This is a genomic window from Tenacibaculum amylolyticum, assembly GCF_964511145.1.
GTDB lineage: Bacteria > Bacteroidota > Bacteroidia > Flavobacteriales > Flavobacteriaceae > Polaribacter > Polaribacter amylolyticum.
Map to the genome: position 1 here is coordinate 1 of NZ_CAZEFZ010000065.1, position 1,697 is coordinate 1,697.

Genomic DNA, 1,697 nt, shown 5'->3' on the forward strand with positions numbered 1-1,697 from the left:
ACCATCTAAAAAGTATCTGTAATCTCCTTTAGCTTGTAGTTTATTGTTTTCTAAAACAGCTTTTGTATTTCCTTGCAAGTCTAATATTTGTACATGTATATAAGCTTGCTTATCTAGAGAGTAAGAAATCACTAAATCATTATGAAAAGGATTAGGATATAGTTTTATAAAACTATTTTCCTGTTCAGCTAAAGCTAAAAGTATATCATCTGTAAGCTCTACATCGGTATTATTAAAGGTTTCCTTTTTACGCAAGATAAAACGTAAAGGCATTCCTGTTTCGTTCCAGTCTTTTACATAGTTTTCTATAGTTCCAACTAAATAGGTCAGCCCTTTATACTCCTTTGTTTTTAAATCACAAGAAAGTAAACTATAGTCTAAATGTGTTGGAATGATTTTATTAAAAGACTCATGAGACAATACTAAGTTTGCATCATTTTCAAAAAATAAAGTATTATCTATTTTTAAAAGATCATTTCTTAAAGTCTGTTCTCCAATAGTAATACTAGAAGTTAGTGTACCTGTAGTTTCATCCAGTTGAAAATCAACTAATACTTCTTCTTTGCCTTCTATAGTATTTTGTGACCAATCTAATTTTACTAATGTACCTTTCCAATTACCTAATAAGGCACTTTCTTTAATTTCCTGTACTGTAGTAATATTAGTATTATCAGTATTTAGTAATTCTGCATTATTTAGGTTATTACTTTGGTTTTCTGTTGTGCTTTGTGTTGTTACCTTTAAAAGTTCATTAGCTTTTAATACATTCTTATTTGTTCCGTAGCCTTTTAAATAACAGACTCCAAGCCAATATTTAGCCATTGGATGCTCACTTTTTTGAAACCATTCGAAAGCTTTATTATAGTTTTGTTTAATGTTCCCAAAGCCTTTAAAGTATAAATACCCTAGAGAATAAGCTGCTTTGTCATTTTCTAGGTTTGCCGCCTTTTCAAACCATTTTCTAGCCTTTTTTAAGTTCAATTCACAGCCTTTACCATACTTATATAGAATACCTAATTCAGTCATAGCAAAATCGTCTCCCTGTTCTGCTGCTGCTTGGTACAATTCAAAAGCTTTTTTATAGCCTTCTTCATTGTTTTTAGCTTGATAAAGTTTCCCCATTAGTAGCTGAGCTTTTGGATGCTCTTTTTTCAAACAAGGTTTAATTAATTCAATAGACTTTAAAGAGTCTTTAGCGTAGTACTGATCGCCTTTTAGATAAAACAGGGCTTCTTGTACATTGAAATCACAATCGATTTCTTTTTCTTGTGCATTTAGACTCGCATTAGATAGCAATGCGAGACTAGCAATAATAAATTGCTTTTTCATATTTATGATTAATTTAATAGGTTACAGGTTAATAAAAGAAAGGATATAGTAATACAGGCTTATGTAGTTAACTACTAAGCATTATTATTATAAAAGTGTTTGAAAAAAGTCTGGGGATTGGGAGATTTTCAGAACAATTTTTAATCTTTTCTTTTCAAGTACAAAAGTACTAAATTTAGTTGTGTTTTCATAAAATATATACATTTTAAAACAACACAAATACATATTATTTTTCTTGATTAAATTCTATTTTCATATATTTCTTATTCGTTTAAAAGAACCAACCCAAGAAAAGTAGTCTTAGGTTGGTGTCATCAGGGATTAGAGCGAGTGAAATGATTATAAAATGCCTTCCCCTTCCAAAAGGC

General features: G+C 29.7%; 1 protein-coding gene. It reads right to left on the bottom strand.

Translation table 11 applies throughout. The features are described 5' to 3' along the window. A partial coding sequence (locus ACKTTC_RS15030; RefSeq protein ID WP_408040668.1) for a tetratricopeptide repeat protein occupies positions 1-1,329 on the bottom strand: 1,329 nt, incomplete at its 3' end. Between the last annotated feature and the right edge of the window lie 368 nt (positions 1,330-1,697).